Consider the following 17,217-nt stretch of genomic DNA (forward strand, 5'->3'; position numbering starts at 1 on the left):
AATCGCATAAGGGGATCAGATCACATTGCTTCTGCACGTCCGTGCCACAAACTCGTCATGCCCGGGCTTGTCCCGGGCATCCACGTTCTTGGTGCCGCGCGAAGGCCGTGGATGGCCGGGACAAGCCCGGCCATGACGTTGTGGGAACATCGCGTACACTCTCATGCGATAGTCCTGAGCCTTCGCGGGGCATGACGATCGGTTGGGTCTGCATCATCTCACGCCGTGTGGGCCTTGTACGCCGCTTCATCCATGAGGCCGCCGAGCTCGCTCTTGTCGGCCATCTTGATCTTGAAGAACCAGGCCTTGCCTTGCGCGTCCGAGTTTACCAGCGCCGGCTCGCTCGCGAGCTCGGGGTTGGTCTCGAGCACTTCGCCCGTAACAGGCGCGTAGACGTCCGATGCGGCCTTGACCGATTCCACGACGGCGGCGGCTTCCGCCTTCTTCAGCGTGCGGCCGAGCTTGGGCAATTCGACGAACACGACGTCGCCGAGCTGCGATTGCGCGTAGTCGGTGATCCCGACGGTGGCGACATCGCCGTCGATCGCGAGCCATTCGTGGTCGGAGGTGTACAGCGTCGTGGTCATTTTCTCGGTCCTCAGCGTTTGTAGGTGTTTTTCACGAAGGGCATGGCGGCGATTTGCACGGCCAGGCGTTGGCCGCGCACCTCGGCGAAGAGTTTCGTGTCGAGCGCGCTCGATGCTGTCGGCACATAGCCCATCGCGACCGGCGCATTCAGGCTCGGGCCGAAACCGCCCGAGGTGACCTTTCCGATCGGCTCGCCGGAGGTCGCGTCCGCAAACAGCAGCGCGCCCTCGCGCACTGGCGCGCGGCCCTCGGTGCGCAGGCCGACGCGGCGGCGGGATGCGCCGTGGTCGAAATGGGCCAGAATCTTGTCCGCACCGGGGAAGCCGCCGGCACGCGCGCCGCCTGTGCGGCGGCTCTTCTGCACCGACCATTCCAGTGCGGCCTCGACCGGCGTGGTCGCGGTATCGATGTCGTGGCCGTAAAGACAAAGCCCGCCTTCGAGCCGCAGGCTGTCACGGGCGCCGAGCCCGATCGGCATCACGTCGGGATTGTCCAGCAGGGCCCTGGCGAGCCGTTCGGCATCGCCTGCAGGAACCGAAATCTCGAAGCCGTCCTCGCCGGTATAGCCGGAGCGCGAGACGAAGCAGTCGAGGCCGGCGACCTTGTGCGGGCCGGAATCCATGAACTTCATGGCTGATACCTCTGCACATAATTTCGCCAGCGCGGATTCCGCCTTCGGCCCTTGCAGCGCGATCAGCGCGCGGTCGGAGAGCTGCTCGATGATGCAGGTGTCGGACAGATTCGCGCGCAGATGCGCCTCGTCCTCGGCCTTGCAGGCGGCGTTGACGACCAGGAAGAGGTGATCGCCGAAATTGGCGACCATCAGATCGTCCAGAATCCCGCCCTCGCCATTGGTGAACTGGGCGTAGCGCTGCCGGCCCGGCGCAATCGCCAAAATATCCTGCGGCACCAGCCGTTCCAGCGCGCGGGCGGCGTCCTCGACCTTGCCGGATTTCGGCCGGAGCGCGATCTGGCCCATGTGGGAGACGTCGAACAGGCCGGCTGCGTTTCGGGTATGAAGGTGCTCCTTCAGGACTCCGGCCGGATATTGCACCGGCATGTCATAGCCGGCGAACGGCACCATCTTGCCGCCGAGCGAGACATGCAGGTCGTAAAGGGGGGTGCGTTTCAGGGAGTCTTTGTCGTCACGCGCAAGCATCGGGGGGCCCTCGGCGGTTCCCCGGGAACGATTTCCCGTGGACACCAGTCGAAGCCCCATCTGTCGCTGTGCCTGAGAGTATTATCCCGTCGGCGGACGCTGTCCGGACCTAAACCCGTCGGCGCCTCTTTCCAGATGCTGTCAAAGCCACGCGGTCCTTTTGCCTGAGAGTTTCCGGGGCGGTTGCTCCTTCGGCGCCGGCTACCAGTGCCGGTCTCTCCCGACGTGGCCGTACGATACAGTGGGTAAAGACCACAGGCCGGCCAAGCCTGTCAACGCGGCATCGGCGGCTTTCCAACGGATTACGCGACTGCGGCAACGCCTTGATCCGTCTGCACAGTTTCTGGACAGCGAAGCTGGCCTTGTCTAAAAGCGCTTTGACCCGCAGATATCAGCCCAAACTTGCGGTTTGGATGGCTGGAAGGCGGGTGCAAGCACACCCGATTGGATGAACATGAGCGGCGTCAACGAGATCAGGTCGACCTTTCTGAACTTCTTTGCCGAGAACGGCCACGAGATCGTGTCGTCCTCGCCATTGGTGCCACGCAACGACCCGACGTTGATGTTTACCAATGCCGGCATGGTGCAGTTCAAGAACGTCTTCACCGGCGTCGAGAAGCGGCCCTATCAGCGCGCCACCACGTCGCAGAAATGCGTGCGGGCCGGCGGCAAGCACAACGACCTCGACAATGTCGGCTACACCGCGCGCCATCTCACCTTCTTCGAGATGCTCGGCAACTTCTCCTTCGGCGACTATTTCAAGGAGCGCGCGATCGAGCTGGCGTGGAAGCTGATCACCAAGGAATACGGGCTCAAGAAGGACAAGCTGCTCGTCACCGTCTACCACACCGACGACGAGGCGGCGGACCTCTGGAAGAAGATCGCGGGCTTCTCGGATGATCGCATCATCCGCATTCCGACCTCGGACAATTTCTGGGCGATGGGCGACACCGGCCCTTGCGGCCCCTGCTCGGAGATCTTCATCGATCGCGGCGAGCACATCTGGGGCGGGCCTCCGGGCTCCCCGGAGGAGGACGGCGATCGCTTCCTCGAATTCTGGAACCTGGTGTTCATGCAGTACGAGCAGGTGACGAAGGAGGAGCGCGTGGCGCTGCCGCGTCCCTCGATCGACACCGGCATGGGACTGGAGCGCATGGCCTGCATCATGCAGGGCGTCGACAGCGTGTTCGAGACCGACCTGTTCCGTCATTTGATCGATGCGACGGCGTCCGCTCTGGGAAGCGGACCGGACGAAAAGACCGTGGCCTCGTTCCGCGTCATCGCCGACCATCTGCGTTCGTCCGCCTTCCTGGTCGCCGACGGCGTGCTGCCCTCGAACGAGGGCCGCGGCTATGTGCTGCGCCGGATCATGCGCCGCGCAATGCGCCATGCGCAGCTGCTCGGTGCGCAAGAGCCGCTGATGCATCGGCTGGTCTGGGCGCTGGTGCGCGAGATGGGCCAGGCCTATCCGGATTTGATGCGCGCGGAAAATTTGATCGAGGAAACGCTGCGGCTGGAAGAGACCCGCTTCCGCAAGACGCTGACGCGCGGCCTCGCCATTCTCGACGAGAAGAGCGCGTCCTTGAAGAAGGGCGACATGTTCGACGGCGACGTCGCCTTCACGCTGTACGACACCTACGGCTTCCCGCTCGATTTGACGCAGGACGCGCTGAAGTCGCGCGGCATCAGCGTCGACCAGGCCTCCTTCACCGATGCGATGGAGCGTCAGAAGGCCAAGGCGCGCGAATCCTGGAAGGGGTCTGGCGAAGCTGCTTCCGAGGCGATCTGGTTCCCGCTACGTGAGAAGCTGGGGGCAACCGAATTCCTGGGTTACGAGACCGAGAGCGCCGAAGGCGTGGTGACCGCGTTGGTCAAGGACGGCAAGGAAGCCACCGGCCTCAAGGCCGGCGACACCGGCGCGATTGTGCTGAACCAGACGCCGTTCTACGCGGAGTCCGGCGGCCAGGTCGGCGACACCGGACTATTGACGGGCGAGGGCGGCATCAAATTCCGCGTCACCGACACCCAGAAGAAGCTCGGCGATTTCTTCGTTCACGTCGGCACGGTCGAGAGCGGCGAGCTGAAGCTCGGCACCGCGCTGCAGCTCGAAGTGGATCACGGCAGGCGCTTTTCGATCCGCGCGCATCACTCGGCCACGCATCTCATCCACGAGGCGCTGCGCCAGGTGCTCGGCGACCACATCGCCCAGCGCGGCTCGATGGTTGCGCCGGATCGTTTGCGTTTCGACTTCGTGCATCCGAAGCCGATCACGGCCGAAGAGCTCGCGCGCGTCGAGGACATCGCCAACGACGTGGTGCTGGAGAACGACGAAGTCTCGACCCGCGTCATGGGCGTGGACGAGGCTCGCGAGGCCGGGGCGCGTGCGCTGTTCGGCGAAAAATATGGCGACGAGGTTCGCGTCGTCTCGATGGGCCGGACCGCGCGCGAGCGCGGCGCCAACACGCTCGGCTGGTCGGTCGAGCTGTGCGGCGGCACGCATGTCAAGCGCACCGGCGACATCGGGCTGATCACGCTGACCGGCGAGAGCGCGGTCGCCTCCGGCGTGCGCCGCATCGAGGCGCTGACCGGCAACTACGCGCGAAAACACGCCAACGATACCATGGCGCTGGCGAAGACCGCGGCCCACGAGCTGCGCACCTCGATCGACGACGTCCCGGCGCGCATTGCCGCGCTGATGGAGGACCGCAAGAAGCTCGAGCGCGAACTCTCCGACGCCCGCAAGAAGCTGGCGATGGGCGGCGGCGCAGCTTCGAGCAACGGCGCGGCCTCCGGCGTGCGCGAGGTTGGCGACGTCAAGCTGATGGCGCGCGCGGTCGAGGGCATCGAGATGAAGGATCTCAAGAGCCTCGCCGACGACGGCAAGAAGCAGATCGGCTCCGGCGTGGTCGCCATCGTCGGCGTCACCGAGGACGGCAAGGCCGGCGTCGTGGTCGGCGTCACCGCTGACCTCACCTCGCGCTTCAATGCGGTCAATCTGGTGAAGGTCGCCTCCGAGGCGCTCGGCGGCAAGGGCGGCGGCGGGCGGCCCGACATGGCGCAGGCCGGCGGCCCCGATGGTGCCAATGCGGCCGCGGCGCTCACGGCGATCGAAAAAGCCATGACTGAACAAAAATCGGCCGGCGCGTAAGCAGGTGCGCCCCGTTCCGCGAGGACGTGGGCTTCGCGATCCCAATCTGAGGGATCGCCTCTACGAATTGCTGGAGCACGATCCGCTGGCCTACTCGGTCGGGTCGCGCTTCATCCAGCTGATCATCGGCGTCATCGTGCTCGACGTCGCCGCCATGATCCTTGCCTCGGTGCCGGAGCTCGACGCGCAATTCGGCGCGATGTTCGCAGGCATCTCCATCCTGTCCGTGATCGTGTTCGCGCTGGAATATGCCGCGCGGCTGTGGACCGTGGCGGGCCATACCCAGCGCACGGCGTCCGCGCTGTCCGACCGGCTCGGCTATGTCTTCTCCGCACTCGGCATCATCGATCTGCTCGCGTTCCTGCCTGCCGCGGTCGTGCTGGCCACGGGCCGGCACGCGACGCTGGCGGCGCTCGGCGTGCTGCCGTTCTTCAAGCTGGTGCGCTACTCGCCGGCGATGCGCTCGCTGCTCGCCGCCGTCCATGCCGAGCGGCGGGCGCTGATCGGCTGCATCGTCATCCTGATCGGCGCGGTTCTGACGTTTGCCTCGCTGCTCTATGCCATCGAGCGCGACGTGCAGCCGGACAAGCTCGGCACCATCCCGCAGGCGATGTGGTGGGCGATCGTGACGCTCGGCACCGTCGGCTACGGCGACGTCGTGCCGGTGACGGCGCTCGGAAAGTTCATCTCCGTCTTCACGATCATCAGCGGATTTGCCATGATCGCGCTGCCGGTCGCGATCATCTCGACGGCCTTTGCGGAAGAGGTGAAGCGGCGCGACTTCGTGGTCACCTGGGGCATGCTGGCGCGGGTGCCGCTGTTCTCGCATCTGAGCGCATCCGAGATCGCCGACATCATGCGGCTGCTGCGGGCTCGCACGATCGAGCAGGGCGAGATCCTGGTGCGGCGGGGCGATGCGGCTTCGTCGATGTATTTCATCACCGCCGGCGAGGTCGAGATCGCGCTGCCGAACCAGCAGGTGCGGCTCGCGGATGGCACCTTCTTCGGGGAGATCGCGCTGCTGCATAAGACAAAACGCAGCGGCACGGTGACGGCGACACGCAAGACCCGGCTGCTCGTGCTCGACGCCCAGGACTTTCACGCCCTGATCGAACGCATGCCGACGCTCGCCGCGCACGTCCACAAGACCGCGAAGGCGCGGCTGGAGGGCAGCGGCGATCTTGCGGTGGCGGAGCTGGCGCAGGCGGAGCGCGAAGGCACCGACCGCTGAGGGATCAGCCCTTCTTCAGGAAAACATACTCGGCCGAATAGGGCGCGCTCTTGAAATCGCCGGCCCTGTCGCAAGAACCCTCGAGCTTGCCGCCATGGGTGTTGATGCGCTGAACCGTGGTGACGGGCGTGAGGACGCCGGTGCCGCGGCGAGTCGTCACTTCCAGTTTCAGCCAGGGAATATCGGCCGCGGTCGCGCCCGGCGCGTTGCCGGCGACCTTGGCGGCCACGGCGCTGCCGTCGACATGCTCCCAGTTCGGCCCGGCATAGTGACGGCCAATGGTCTTGCCCTCGGACAGCAGCGTCGCGATCGGCTCGCGAAAAGCCCAGGCGAGCTTGCCGTCGGTCCCGGCCTTGCACTCATAGACCTGCGCGCCCTCGGCGTGGACGCTGAGCACGATGCTCTCGCCGGGCGCGGCGATGGCGTCGGGAAGCGGGTCGGCGGCCGCAGCCGGTCCAGCGAGCAGCAACAGGCAGGGGACGGCAAGCTTGATGAACATGGTCGCATCTCCGCGAAAGGTCCCAAAGAGAACGGGCCGCGCTTGCGGCGCGGCCCGTGATGATGTCCGGCCCAGTCCGGCGAAATTGCGGTCGGCTTACGCCGCCAGCGCCTTCCCGAGGTTCTCGGCGACCTTGTCGAGGAAGCCGGTGGTCGAGAGCCAGCGCTGGTCGGCGCCGACCAGGAGCGCGAGGTCCTTGGTCATGTAGCCTTCCTCGACGGTGTCGACGCAGACCTTCTCCAGGGTGTTGGCGAACTTGGCGAGCTCGGCATTGTTGTCGAGCTTGGCGCGGTGCGACAGGCCGCGGGTCCAGGCGAAGATCGACGCGATCGAGTTGGTCGAGGTCTCCTTGCCCTTCTGGTGCTCGCGATAGTGGCGGGTCACCGTGCCGTGGGCGGCTTCGGCTTCCACCGTCTTGCCGTCGGGGGTGAGGAGAACCGAGGTCATCAGGCCGAGCGAGCCGTAGCCCTGTGCCACCGTGTCGGACTGCACGTCGCCGTCGTAGTTCTTGCAGGCCCAGACATAGCCGCCGGACCATTTCAGCGCCGAGGCGACCATGTCGTCGATCAGGCGGTGCTCGTAGGTCAGGCCCTTGGCGTCGAATTCCTTCTTGAACTCGCGCTCGTAGATGTCCTGGAAGATGTCCTTGAAGCGGCCGTCATAGACCTTCATGATCGTGTTCTTGGTCGAGAGATAGACCGGGTAGTTGCGCAGCAGGCCGTAGTTGAGCGAAGCGCGGGCGAAGTCGATGATGGAATCGTCGAGATTGTACATCTGCATCGCGACGCCGGCGCCCGGGGTCTTGAACACTTCCTTCTCGATGACGGTGCCGTCCTCGCCGACGAACTTCATCGTCAGCGTGCCCTTGCCCGGGAACTTGATGTCGGTGGCGCGGTACTGGTCGCCATAGGCGTGGCGGCCGATGATGATCGGCTTGGTCCAGCCGGGAACCAGGCGCGGCACGTTCTTGCAGATGATCGGCTCGCGGAAGATCACGCCGCCGAGGATGTTGCGGATGGTGCCGTTCGGCGACTTCCACATCTGCTTGAGGTTGAACTCCTTCACCCGCGCTTCGTCCGGAGTGATGGTGGCGCACTTGACGCCGACGCCGACCTTCTTGATGGCCTCGGCGGCGTCGATGGTGACCTGATCGTTGGTGTGGTCGCGGTACTCCATTCCCAGGTCGAAATACTGCAGCTCGACATCCAGGAACGGGTTGATCAGCTTGTCCTTGATGTACTGCCAGATGATCCGGGTCATCTCGTCGCCATCGAGTTCGACGACGGGGTTGGACACCTTGATTTTTGCCATGATCGGGGAAGCCTCTTGGGAACGGCGCTTGTGGCGCGCCACGGGAATATCCGCCGCCTCTTAGCACCTGATAGCAGCGGGCGAAAGCCAAGGGATTATGCACTTTTAGCTCATCCAGCCTCCGCAGATGGGGGGCGGGAGCAGCCCTGCCGCGGGGACGGGGCTGAGGTTTCAGGTGAGATTCAAAAGTCGAATCCAACCCATTATTTCCCTTGAGAATTCCGTCAGGACAGGCAAACGACAGGCGGACGGTCAGCCGGCGCGAGAGCAGGTCAAGACCGGGTCGAGACCAGGTCAGGACCGGCCTTGAATCAATTCATCAGAGCGCCTGTCCAAGACCTTGAGAACCCAAGACCTTGAGAACCAGTGTGAAAGCGAAGCGAGATGTCCGGGACTGACAAAAGCAAGGCGGGCCTTTCCCTCGACGGTCCCATCGTCATCCTGGTCGAGCCGCAGCTTGGCGAAAACATCGGCATGGCCGCGCGCGCCATGGGCAATTTTGCGCTGAGCCGATTGCGCATCGTCAATCCTCGCGACGGCTGGCCCAACATCGCCGCCCAGCGCGCCGCGGCCGGGGCCGACTATATTCTGGACAAGGTCGAATTGTTCGACACGGTCGGTGAGGCCGTCGCTGACCTCGACCTGCTGTTCGCCACCACCGCGCGCCCCCACGACCAGGCCAAGCCGGTGGTGGGGCCGGAGGCCGCAGCTAGCGAGATTTCTGGGCACGTCGCGGCGGGCGGCAAGGCCGGTATCCTGTTCGGCCGCGAGCGCTGGGGGCTGACCAACGAGGAGGTCGGGCTCGCCAACCGCATCATCACCTTCCCGGTCAATCCAGGCTTTGCCTCGCTCAACCTTGCCCAGGCGGTGCTGCTGGTCGGCTACGAATGGTTCAAGCGGGCGACCTCCGGCGAGCTGCCGCACGCGATGCCGGAGCGCTCCGAGCGCGCCTCGCAGCACCAGATGCAGGCGTTCTTCGACAATTTGATCCGCGAGCTCGACCGGGTCGAATTTCTGCGCCCGGCCGAGAAGCGCGACACCATGCTGGTGAACCTGCGCAACATCTTCACCCGGATGGAGCCGACCAAGCAGGACATGCACACCCTCCATGGGGTGGTGATGGCGATCGCGGAAGGGCGCAAGGGCCCGGCCAAGGGCGGCGTGCTGGACGGCGAGCAGGCAACGCGGCTGCGCGCGCTTTTGGCCGAGCACGGGCAGGGTGGCGGGGTGCCCGACAGCGGCTCCACGGTGCGTGGCCTCGCCCGCCTGCTCCGCCGCAACCCGACCGACGCCGAGCGGCTGCTTTGGCAGGCGCTCACACGTGATCGCCGCTTCGCAGGCGGGTTCAAGCGCCAGACTCCGGTCGGTCGCCACATCCCGGACTTCGTCTCGTTCCCGCACCGGATCGCGATCGAGCTGGTGAACGCGGGTGAGAACGAGGCGATCGTCGCGGATCGGGCGTCGCGGCGGACGTGGCTAGAGGCGCGCGATTATCGGGTGATCGAGATGCGGGCTGCGGACGTCGAGCGCGATATCGAGGCGGAGCTGGAGCGGCTGCAGGGAATGATCGCGCAGGGCGTGTAGGTCTCGTAGGGTGGATTAGCGAAGCGTAATCCACCTCTTCTCGTGCCGTGGCCAAAGTGGTGGATTACGCTTCGCTAATCCACCCTACGAAGTGCGCCCGAGCTGTACGTCGCGGTCGACCGCAATCCAAGTCGTTCGGGCGACCGCCAGCAGCCTCCCGTCCTCATCATGTACCGCAGCCTCGGCTGTGCGTTTACGGCCGTCGCGGCCCGTGGGCCGGGCGGTGATGATGCAGCGGTCGCCGGGGCGCGGGCGGGCTTCGATCCGCGCCGACATCCGCCCCAGCAGCAACGGTGCCTTGTCGAAGCTGCCGGTCTGCTGATCGCAATTGCAGGCAAAGCCGGTGGGGCAATCGAGCGCGGACCAGAGGAATTCGGGTGCGACCAGGCCGTCGTCGGCGGCGAGATTCTTATCCGGTGTCCAGCTTGCTGCGAGAACGGCGTTGTGACCACGGAGCGAGCCGGCAAAAATGCGCAAGCCATCTCCCTTGGCCCTTGCGGGACCGCAGACGAAACATGTCGGCAGCGGATGCTCGTGCGGCTTGACCGGCGTCAACAATTCGGCGGCGCAGGCCTCCTCGAAGCTGGCTGTTTCCACGCGCGCAAGCTCGACGCTTGCCGGCCGCCCGGTCGCGACGATCTTGTCGCCGTCGCGAAGCTCCCATGTGCCGTCGTCGATTGCGACCGCATCGAGCGGCGTGTCAAGCGGCGGTGGTGCGCGCAGCGTTATCTCCGCGGCGCCGGGAATGTGGCGGGCCAGCCGGCCGCAGACATAGCCGCCGTTGCCGGAGTTCGGAGGACCGCAAAAGCGTTTGTCGATGGTGATCTGTGTCATCGGTCTTGTTCTCTCTTCCCGGTTCATCTTACCTGACCTTGAGGACAATTCGCCCCTGAACCGTTCGGCTGGCCACGGCACGCATGGCTTCGCCGGCCTCCTCCAAAGGGAGGACGCGATCGATGTGCGGGCGGATTTTTCCGCCGGCCAGCAATTGCATCAGCGTGGCGTTCATGCGCGCGGCATCAGCTGAGAATTTCTCCGCCCAGGCGCCGACGAAGACACCGAGGATGGAATAATTTTTCAGCAGCGGGAGGTTCATCGGGAGCTGTGGAATTTCGCCGCTGGTGAAGCCGATCGGCATCAGCCGTCCGCCCCATTTCATCGACCGGGCCATCTGCTGGAATATCGCGCCGCCGAGATTGTCGAAGCCGATATCGATGCCTTCGCCGCCGGTGATCGCCCTGATCCGGTCGCGCAGATCCTCGCTGCGATAGTTGACGATTTCGCTGGCGCCATAACTCCGCACCAGGGCGGCCTTGTCATCGGAGCCGATACCGGCGACGACGCGCAGGCCCAAATGGCGGCCGAGATCGACGGCGGCAAGGCCAACTCCGCCGGCAGCGCCGGTGACGAACAGCGTTTCGCCGCGCTGCACCCGGGCCCGCTCGACCAGCGCATAATAGGCCGTGCCGTAATTGTGCAGGACCGTCGCCGCGGCCTCGAACGCGACACCTTCCGGCAGAAGCACGCACTTTGAGTCCTTCGCTATCATCCGTTCGGCGTAGCCGCCGGTCCAGGCGCTGCACGCCACGCGGTCGCCGGGCGCGAATGCTGTGACCTCGTCGCCGACCGCGACGACCACACCGGATGCTTCCGTGCCGGGCACGAAGGGCGTCGGCGGCCGCATCTGGTAGAGCCCCGAGACCACCAACTGGTCCATGAAACTGACCGAGGCCGCATAAACGTCGATCAGGATCTCGTCGCCGGAGGGTTTCGGCTCGTCGATTTCACTGAGGCGCAAATCGCCGGGTCCGGTGAACGTGCTGCATAGAACTGCTCTCATCGCGTCACTCCAGCGGATTGTCCATATTTGGCAGGTTCTCTTAACGGCGTCGCATATCCCGCGACGAGTTTGACGAAATCGGCCTGTCGCGCGGCGCCTGTTTTTTCAAACAGGCGCCGGACATGCGTCTTGATTGTCGTATTGGCGACGCCGAGTGCCGCCGCCACTTCGGGGACGCCGCCGAGTTCGACGATCGCGAGCATCACACGCAACTCGGTCGGCGTCAGTTTGAATGCCCTGCCGATCACTTCGGAACGAGACGGTAGCATCAGCGCCGCCCTGCGGACGGACAGCGCTGCGACGGCGCTGTAGGCGACACCCCCACGTCGGCGTGCGCCGGAAGTCAACGGCAGAGCATGGGCGACGTGACGCTTCCCATCCCGCCCGATCATCGGCACCGCGATCCCGTCGGCGCCGAGGAACGCGTTTTCCTGCCCGGCGGCTGCGAAAAAATGCTGCAGGGTCCGGTTGACCGTCGGATCGCAAGCCGCGAGATGCCCGCGGATCTCAAACAGGATGTCGCGCGCTTCGATCATGTCCCGCCCGGCAGTATTCGCGTGAATGAGACGCGCCTCCGCGTCAACGAGACAAAGACCGACGTCAAGCCCATCCAGCGTATCGGCAAACGTGGCGGCCTCCGCCGACATCCGGGGAATAGCTGATATTGCATTCATTGCGATGCTCCAGCAGGCCGAGGCGGCTGGCGATCTTCCGTCCGACGACCGAAAAGACGCGGCAGCAGCATGGGAACGCGCCGGCGATAGTCCTGGTAGGTCGCGCCGAATTCGGCGATCAGGTCGCGCTCCTCGAACTGAAGCGCGGCCAGGATGTAGGCGGTGTTTGCGAGCGCAAACAGAAGGTGGCCAACGGTCATCTCGGGCGTGGCCCAGAACGCGAGCAGAAAGCCGAGCATGATGGGATGGCGCACGATCTTGTAGAGCAGCGGTGTTCTGAACGATTGACCTGGTATCTCGCTCCCGCGGAACGCGACGAAGGCCTGGCGGAGCCCGAACAGATCGAAATGATCGATCATGTGGGTCGAGGCGAACGCGATGAGCCAGCCAAGCCAATGCACGCCGATCAGCAACCAGGCCGCAATGCCGGTGGTCTGCCAGATCGGTGCCGGGATCGGACGCCACTGCCAGAACAGCAGCAGCAGGATCAGGCTGGAGAGCAGCACATAAGTGCTGCGCTGGCAGGCGAGGGGAAGGAATTTGGCCGACCATCGCTTGAGAGCCGGCCGCGCCATCACGCTGTGCTGGATCGCAAACAGGCTCATCAGCAGCAGGTTGACGACGACGGCCACGCTTAGGTCCATCGGGTTGCCGACGTCGATCGGCATATCTATCGACTTGGGCACGACATAATTGCCGACGAAACCGAGCGCATAGAGAAACGAGACCGTGAAGATCACGTAGCTCACGATGGCGTAGAGCAGGATCAGGAGGCGCGAGATCATGTTTTTTCCTATTGTGCCTGATGCAGCCGTGCCGCATGGAGGAGCCTGAATTGCTCGCCCGCGAGCAGGCTCGATCTGCCCCGACTGCTATTGCTGGACCGTCCCCTGTGCGTCCCCCGGGGGGCGCCGCGAAGGGAGGGAGGACTTTCATGACGGTTTTCTCGCTGGGGACGTTTGGGTTCCCGGAGGTCCACGCCGACGGCCGCCCGATCAAGTTGGCCTTGCGCAAGGGCCTCGCGCTGCTGGTCTATCTCGCGGAGGCCAAGGGCGCCGTGGCCCGCGAAATTGTGGCCACGCTGCTGTGGCCTGAAACTGACCGCGAGACCGGGCTTGCGCGATTGCGGCGCCTGCTTCACCGCATCGAGCTGACACTCGGTCAGCAGGTGTTCGAGACCGACCGGACCAGTCTGCGATGGTCTCCGGCAGTCGCGTTGCAGGTCGATGCACATCTGTTCGAGAGCGCCTGCGATCGCGGTGACTTTGACGAAGCCTGCCAGCTCTATCGGGGAGATTTCCTGGCAGGCTTCTCGCCGGAGGATTGTCCGGAATTCGACGACTGGGCGTTCTTTCGCCGCGAGGCGCTGCGCGGACGGCTGATGCACGCGCTGGAGCGCCTGGTGCAGGACAAGACCGCCGCCGGCGACTACTTTGCCGCGGCCACGCATGCGACCCGTCTGGTCGAGCTCGATCCTTTGAGCGAGGTCTACGGCCGGCATCTGATCCGCAGCCTGCTGCTGGCGGGTGACCGCAGTGCGGCAGAGCGGCACCACGCGGCGCTGACGCAGCGGCTCAAGGACGAGCTTGGCGTTGCGCCCGAGGCCGAGACCGAGTCGTTGATGAGTCCTGCGGCGGCATACGCCGTTCCAGCGACGCGCTACGTCAAGGGCGCCGGTGTGCATCTGGCGTATCAGACCTATGGCAGCGGTCCGCTCGATATCCTCGTCATGCCCGGCTTCGTGTCGCATGTGGAACGCGCCTGGGAGCACCCGGCGAGCCGGGCGTTTCTGGCCTCACTGATGAAGCTTGGGCGCCTGATCGTGTTCGATCGTCGCGGCATCGGGTTGTCCGACCGGGTCGGATCGGCGCCTGATATCGACGGCACCGCGGAGGATATCGGCACGGTGCTCCGCGCGACCGGCTCGCGCCGCGTCGTGCTGTTCGGCGCATCCGAGTGCGGGCCGGCCTGCATCAAATTTGCGGTCGATGAACCGCGTCTCGTGGCCGGACTCATCCTGTTCGGTGCCTTGGCCAAGGGCTGCTGGTCGCAGGATTATCCGCACGCCTTGCGCGCCAGCCAGTACGACGCCTGGAGCAAGCGCCTCATTGCGCAATGGGGAGGTCCGGTGGAGATTGAGACGTTCGCGCCCAGCCTTGCGAGCGATCCCCAGGCACGCGCCTGGTGGGCGGGGCTATTGCGCGCGGCTTCCAGTCCCGGCGGCATCTCGGCGGTGCTCGAGGCGTTTCGCGACGCCGACGTGCGGCAGCTTTTGCCGCAGATTGCCATGCCGACATTGGTGCTGCATCGTCGTGACGACAAGGCCGTACGGATCGCGGCCGGCCGCGATGTGGCGAGCCGGATCAAAGGTGCGCAATTCGTCGAGCTCGATGGCAACGATCACTGGTTCTTTGCGGGTGATCAGGGACCGGTGCTGGAGGCGATCCGGCGCTTCATTGCTGCGTTACCGAGGGAGCGGCTGCGAGTGCTGTAGCCCGGATGAGCGAAGCGACATCCGGGTCGGTCGTCCCGCATGTCGCTGCGCTCATGCGGGCTACGGGAGGGGAGCGATCACACCGCCTCTAACTGATCCGCCGCGCGCTTCTTCTTCGCCTTCGACTGGCTGAGCAGGGGGCCTGCCGTCAGCGCCGCCGTATCGGCCACGCCCGGATCGCGCGACACCATCGCCGCGACGATCGCGCCGTCGATCAACAGCCCGAGCTGATGCGCGAGCACGAGGGGCTCGTTCGATCCAAGCTCGCCGGCGAGCTTCTCGATGTGGCCGAGCACGATCTTCTTGTGCTTCAGCGCGATGTTGCGGAACTGCTTGGCGTCCTTGTCGTGCTCGCCGACCGCGTTGATGAAGGGGCAGCCGTAGAAGCGCTCTTCGGCGAACCAGCTCTTCAGGGCCGGGAAGATGCGCGTGAGTTTGGCTTGCGCGTCGCCGCCGCCTTCTTCCATGGCGCCGATGAACCATTCGCGCCACTGCTTGCCTTCGCTCTCCAGCACCGCGTTGACGAGATTGGTCTTGGAGCCGAACAATTTATAGAGCGTGGTCTTCGCGGTGCCGGCTTCCGCGATGATCGCGTCGATGCCGGTGGCGTTGATCCCGTTCTTGCAGAACAGATGCGTCGCGGCATTGAGCAGGCGTCCGCGCGCGGACTCGTCGTCACCCGCACCGGCATGCGGCGAATGAGACTTCTTCTTTGACGTCTTGTTCGGTGAGAGCTTGGCCATGAGTCCAAACTTACCCGCAGCCGCGCCGCATCAGCAAGCCGCATCTGTCCGCGCTGAAAAGATTCGCACGGGAAAGCTCGTCTGCATCGCCTTTGAGCAAACGGCGGCTGATCAATCCGCAGGCAGTGTTCGCTAAGCGGCTCCAATGTTTCGCCTTTTGATTTTGGCCGGCTCTGGCACGCTCCATGCAAGGAAACAGACCGTTCGGTATCCTGCCGATTTCCACTTCTGCCAGGGAGAAGATGATGACTGCCGTCGTTCAAAAGACAGTGCTGACGGGTTGCCTCGCGCCCATCGACAAGAATGGCCTCGAGCAACTGATCGCCAACGGCAAGGCCAATCCGAAGGTCATCAAGACCTTGAAGTGCAAGACGGTCGCGGAAGGCAAATTCCGCCACGCCAACTACATCCGCAATCTGCAGCCCTACATCGTCGACGAGCCGCCGGGGCTTCTGGGCGACGATACCGCGCCCAATCCGTCCGAAGCCTCGCTCGCCGCGCTCGGCTCCTGCCTCGCCGTCGGCCTGCACGCCAACGCCGTACATCGCGGCTGGATCGTCAACAAGCTTGAGCTCGAGCTCGAGGGCGACCTCAACATCACCGCGGTCTGGGGCACCGGCGACGTCTCGGACAAGCCGGTTGGTTTCACCGACGTGCGCGTCAAGGTCGACATGGAATGTGAGGGGATCTCGCCGGAGGAGATCAATGCGCTGGTCGTCCATGTGAAGCAATGGTCGCCGGTCGCCAACACCTTCACCCGCCCGGTGAATCTCGAGGTCGGCATCTCGTAGACGGCAACAGGACAAGGTGCGGGAGACGATCATGGGTTCACTGGCTTTATCACGGGCCGAAGTTTTGGATCAGCCCGCACCGTCCATTGCAGGCGAGGTGGCGCGGATCGCGCGGGAGCAGCTCGCGCCGCTCGCCGCCGGCATCGATGCCGGCACCATCTATCCGGCCGAGGTGCTGCGCCAATTCGGCGAGGTCGGCGCATGGGGCAGTCACGTGCCGCACGAAGGGCCTGCCGATTTGCGCTGTGCCATTCAGGCGATGTCGGCGATCGGCGAGGTCTGCGGCAGCACCGCCTTCATGGCGTGGTGCCAGAACACGCTGGTCTGGTACGCCGCCAACTCGACCAACATGAAGCTGGCAAAGCGCTTCGGCGATGCGTTCTCGACCGGCCGCGTGCTCGGCGGCACCGGGCTCTCCAATCCGATGAAGAGCTTTTTCGGCATCGAGAAGCTCAAGTTGAAGGGGCGCAAGGTCGAAGGCGGCTACATCGTGCGCGGCGCGCTGCCCTGGGTGTCCAATCTCGGCCCCGACCATTATTTCGGCACCATCTTCGAGCGCGAGGACGAGCCGGGCACTGTCATGTTCCTGGCCGACTGCTCGGACCCCGCGATCACGCTGACGCCATGCAAGCCGTTCCTCGCCATGGACGGCACCGGGACCTATGGCGTGCAGTTTCGCGACGCCTTCGTGCCGGACGAGCTGATCCTGGCCGATCCCGCCGGCCCCTTCGTGAAGAAGATCCGCGCCGGATTCATCCTGCTGCAGGCCGGCATGGCGCTCGGGCTCATTAAGGACTGCATCAACATCATGGACGAGGTCGATAATCCCCTCGGCCACATCAACCGCTATTTGCCGCAACAGCCGGTGCACTTTCGCGATCTCGCCGCCGAACTCGAGGCCGAGACCATGGCGCTGGCGCGCGATCCCTACAACGAAGAGGAGACCTACTGGCGCAAGGTGATCGCGCTCAGGCTTCGCGCCGGCGAAGCCAGCGTCGCGGCGGCGCATGCGGCGATGCTGCATTGTGGCGCGCGCGGCTACCTCAAGTCCCACCGCGCGCAGCGCCGCCTGCGCGAGGCCTATTTCGTCGCGATCGTCACGCCTGCCACCAAGCAGCTGCGCAAGATGCTCGCCGATTCCTGAGTTTTACGAGC

At 64.9% G+C, this 17,217-nt stretch carries 15 protein-coding genes and 1 riboswitch; of the genes, 6 read left to right on the forward strand and 9 right to left on the reverse strand.

All coding sequences use genetic code 11. The features are described from left to right. Positions 1-218 precede the first annotated feature (218 nt). Together gcvH and gcvT are read right to left on the reverse strand one after the other, a co-directional pair. Complete coding sequence (gene gcvH / locus AC0L3J_RS16525; RefSeq protein ID WP_473347702.1) at positions 219-587, reverse strand: glycine cleavage system protein GcvH; 369 nt, start codon at positions 585-587, stop codon at positions 219-221. An 11-nt stretch (positions 588-598) separates the two neighbouring features. Further along, positions 599-1,747, reverse strand: coding sequence for a glycine cleavage system aminomethyltransferase GcvT (gene gcvT / locus AC0L3J_RS16530; protein ID WP_473347703.1), 1,149 nt, complete (start codon positions 1,745-1,747; stop codon positions 599-601). 143 nt (positions 1,748-1,890) lie between these two features. Continuing rightward, a riboswitch (glycine riboswitch) is annotated at positions 1,891-1,980 on the reverse strand. A 221-nt stretch (positions 1,981-2,201) separates the two neighbouring features. Between gcvT and alaS the strand changes: the two genes are divergently transcribed. Both alaS and AC0L3J_RS16540 read left to right on the forward strand, forming a co-directional pair. Continuing rightward, a complete protein-coding gene (gene alaS / locus AC0L3J_RS16535) occupies positions 2,202-4,895 on the forward strand; it encodes an alanine--tRNA ligase (protein WP_473347704.1) in 2,694 nt (897 codons plus the stop codon). A gap of 4 nt (positions 4,896-4,899) precedes the next feature. Beyond that, positions 4,900-6,126: a cyclic nucleotide-gated ion channel gene (locus tag AC0L3J_RS16540; protein ID WP_473347705.1), complete on the forward strand. Its 1,227-nt coding sequence runs from the start codon at positions 4,900-4,902 to the stop codon at positions 6,124-6,126. Positions 6,127-6,130: 4 nt separating this feature from the next. On the opposite strand, the gene AC0L3J_RS16545 is transcribed toward AC0L3J_RS16540, so the two are convergent. Both AC0L3J_RS16545 and AC0L3J_RS16550 read right to left on the reverse strand, forming a co-directional pair. After that, complete coding sequence (locus AC0L3J_RS16545; RefSeq protein ID WP_473347706.1) at positions 6,131-6,625, reverse strand: DUF3455 domain-containing protein; 495 nt, start codon at positions 6,623-6,625, stop codon at positions 6,131-6,133. A gap of 96 nt (positions 6,626-6,721) precedes the next feature. Further along, positions 6,722-7,936, reverse strand: coding sequence for an NADP-dependent isocitrate dehydrogenase (locus tag AC0L3J_RS16550; protein ID WP_018456365.1), 1,215 nt, complete (start codon positions 7,934-7,936; stop codon positions 6,722-6,724). A gap of 384 nt (positions 7,937-8,320) precedes the next feature. On the opposite strand from AC0L3J_RS16550, the gene AC0L3J_RS16555 reads away from it, so the two are divergent. Next, a complete protein-coding gene (locus AC0L3J_RS16555; RefSeq protein WP_473347707.1) occupies positions 8,321-9,520 on the forward strand; it encodes a TrmJ/YjtD family RNA methyltransferase in 1,200 nt (399 codons plus the stop codon). 84 nt (positions 9,521-9,604) lie between these two features. Here the strand turns inward: AC0L3J_RS16555 and AC0L3J_RS16560 are convergent, their stop codons facing one another. The 4 genes from AC0L3J_RS16560 to mddA are packed head-to-tail and all read right to left on the reverse strand — an operon-like array spanning position 9,605 to position 12,819. Next, positions 9,605-10,354, reverse strand: a complete 750-nt coding sequence (locus tag AC0L3J_RS16560; RefSeq protein ID WP_473347708.1) for a hotdog family protein — start codon at positions 10,352-10,354, stop codon at positions 9,605-9,607. Between the two features lie 28 nt (positions 10,355-10,382). Continuing rightward, on the reverse strand, positions 10,383-11,360 hold the full coding sequence (locus AC0L3J_RS16565; RefSeq protein ID WP_473347710.1) for an NADPH:quinone oxidoreductase family protein: 978 nt from the start codon (positions 11,358-11,360) through the stop codon (positions 10,383-10,385). Further along, the gene (locus AC0L3J_RS16570) at positions 11,357-12,007 is read right to left on the reverse strand and encodes a helix-turn-helix transcriptional regulator (RefSeq protein WP_473347711.1); all 651 of its coding nucleotides are present in this window, start codon (positions 12,005-12,007) and stop codon (positions 11,357-11,359) included. The genes AC0L3J_RS16565 and AC0L3J_RS16570 overlap by 4 nt, the downstream gene beginning before the upstream one ends. A gap of 23 nt (positions 12,008-12,030) precedes the next feature. Beyond that, positions 12,031-12,819 carry a methanethiol S-methyltransferase gene (gene mddA / locus AC0L3J_RS16575; RefSeq protein ID WP_473347712.1) on the reverse strand — a complete coding sequence of 263 codons (789 nt, stop codon included), beginning with the start codon at positions 12,817-12,819 and terminating at the stop codon, positions 12,031-12,033. Between the two features lie 149 nt (positions 12,820-12,968). Between mddA and AC0L3J_RS16580 the strand changes: the two genes are divergently transcribed. Continuing rightward, complete coding sequence (locus AC0L3J_RS16580) at positions 12,969-14,528, forward strand: bifunctional AfsR/SARP family transcriptional regulator/alpha/beta hydrolase (RefSeq protein WP_473347713.1); 1,560 nt, start codon at positions 12,969-12,971, stop codon at positions 14,526-14,528. A gap of 77 nt (positions 14,529-14,605) precedes the next feature. Here AC0L3J_RS16580 and AC0L3J_RS16585 read toward each other — a convergent pair whose 3' ends face one another. Then, positions 14,606-15,271, reverse strand: coding sequence for a TetR/AcrR family transcriptional regulator (locus AC0L3J_RS16585; RefSeq protein ID WP_473347714.1), 666 nt, complete (start codon positions 15,269-15,271; stop codon positions 14,606-14,608). Between the two features lie 245 nt (positions 15,272-15,516). On the opposite strand from AC0L3J_RS16585, the gene AC0L3J_RS16590 reads away from it, so the two are divergent. Both AC0L3J_RS16590 and AC0L3J_RS16595 read left to right on the forward strand, forming a co-directional pair. After that, complete coding sequence (locus AC0L3J_RS16590) at positions 15,517-16,062, forward strand: OsmC family protein (protein WP_473347715.1); 546 nt, start codon at positions 15,517-15,519, stop codon at positions 16,060-16,062. A gap of 31 nt (positions 16,063-16,093) precedes the next feature. Next, complete coding sequence (locus AC0L3J_RS16595; RefSeq protein WP_473347716.1) at positions 16,094-17,206, forward strand: acyl-CoA dehydrogenase family protein; 1,113 nt, start codon at positions 16,094-16,096, stop codon at positions 17,204-17,206. The last annotated feature ends 11 nt before the right edge of the window (positions 17,207-17,217 follow it).

This window comes from Bradyrhizobium sp. Kon37 (assembly GCF_055807535.1).

Bases quoted from the DNA above. Each gene is read 5' to 3' on its own strand.
- gcvH (WP_473347702.1), bottom strand. From the start codon at position 587: ATGACCACGACGCTGTACACCTCCGACCACGAATGGCTCGCGATCGAC.
- gcvT (WP_473347703.1), bottom strand. From the start codon at position 1,747: ATGCTTGCGCGTGACGACAAAGACTCCCTGAAACGCACCCCCCTTTAC.
- alaS (WP_473347704.1), top strand. From the start codon at position 2,202: ATGAGCGGCGTCAACGAGATCAGGTCGACCTTTCTGAACTTCTTTGCC.
- AC0L3J_RS16545 (WP_473347706.1), bottom strand. From the start codon at position 6,625: ATGTTCATCAAGCTTGCCGTCCCCTGCCTGTTGCTGCTCGCTGGACCG.
- AC0L3J_RS16550 (WP_018456365.1), bottom strand. From the start codon at position 7,936: ATGGCAAAAATCAAGGTGTCCAACCCCGTCGTCGAACTCGATGGCGAC.
- AC0L3J_RS16555 (WP_473347707.1), top strand. From the start codon at position 8,321: ATGTCCGGGACTGACAAAAGCAAGGCGGGCCTTTCCCTCGACGGTCCC.
- AC0L3J_RS16560 (WP_473347708.1), bottom strand. From the start codon at position 10,354: ATGACACAGATCACCATCGACAAACGCTTTTGCGGTCCTCCGAACTCC.
- AC0L3J_RS16565 (WP_473347710.1), bottom strand. From the start codon at position 11,360: ATGAGAGCAGTTCTATGCAGCACGTTCACCGGACCCGGCGATTTGCGC.
- AC0L3J_RS16570 (WP_473347711.1), bottom strand. From the start codon at position 12,007: ATGTCGGCGGAGGCCGCCACGTTTGCCGATACGCTGGATGGGCTTGAC.
- mddA (WP_473347712.1), bottom strand. From the start codon at position 12,819: ATGATCTCGCGCCTCCTGATCCTGCTCTACGCCATCGTGAGCTACGTG.
- AC0L3J_RS16580 (WP_473347713.1), top strand. From the start codon at position 12,969: ATGACGGTTTTCTCGCTGGGGACGTTTGGGTTCCCGGAGGTCCACGCC.
- AC0L3J_RS16585 (WP_473347714.1), bottom strand. From the start codon at position 15,271: ATGGCCAAGCTCTCACCGAACAAGACGTCAAAGAAGAAGTCTCATTCG.
- AC0L3J_RS16590 (WP_473347715.1), top strand. From the start codon at position 15,517: ATGACTGCCGTCGTTCAAAAGACAGTGCTGACGGGTTGCCTCGCGCCC.
- AC0L3J_RS16595 (WP_473347716.1), top strand. From the start codon at position 16,094: ATGGGTTCACTGGCTTTATCACGGGCCGAAGTTTTGGATCAGCCCGCA.